This is a genomic window from Verminephrobacter aporrectodeae subsp. tuberculatae At4 (genome assembly GCF_000193225.1).
In the GTDB taxonomy this organism is placed as follows: domain Bacteria; phylum Pseudomonadota; class Gammaproteobacteria; order Burkholderiales; family Burkholderiaceae_C; genus Acidovorax; species Acidovorax aporrectodeae.
This window is the reverse complement of sequence record NZ_AFAL01000274.1, coordinates 1-512: the sequence shown is the minus strand read 5'-3', so window position 1 is coordinate 512 and position 512 is coordinate 1. Positions and strand designations below refer to the sequence as shown.

The 512-nt window shown below is 67.2% G+C and carries 1 protein-coding gene; it reads right to left on the bottom strand.

Annotation, left to right across the window (positions count from 1 at the left end; translation table 11 throughout):
* The coding region (locus VTU_RS26150) for a 4-phosphopantoate--beta-alanine ligase (protein ID WP_040892328.1) at positions 1-510 on the bottom strand (510 nt) is incomplete at its 3' end.
* Between the last annotated feature and the right edge of the window lie 2 nt (positions 511-512).

The following is a 512-nucleotide window of genomic DNA, read 5'->3' as shown; positions in this document are numbered from 1 at the left end:
GCTGGTCTCGGCTGCAACGATCTCGATGGGCAACGCGAACTGCTGCACCATCTCGCGGATCACCATGAGCTGCTGGTAGTCCTTCTTGCCGAACACCGCCGTGCCACCCGTTTGGCCGAGCACGCAGGCAAAGAGCTTGAGCACCACCGTGCCCACCCCCCCGAAGAAGCCGGGACGAAATTGCCCCTCCAGCAGGTCCGCCAGCGCCGGGTCGGGTTGCAGTCGGAAGGTCTGGGGCCGGGGGTAGAGTTCGCGCTCGCGCGGGGCAAACAACAGGTCGCAACCGCCGTCGCGCAGCCGGGCGCAGTCGGCCTCCCAGGTGCGCGGATAGCTGTCGAAATCCTCGTGCGGCAGGAACTGCAGGCGGTTCACAAAAATGCTGACCACGGTCACGTCACCCAGCGGCCTGGCCAGCTGCACCAGGGCCAGATGCCCGTCGTGCAGATTGCCCATGGTGGGAACGAAGGCCGGGTGCCGGCAGGACGCAAGGGCCTGGCGCAGCTCGGCGATGG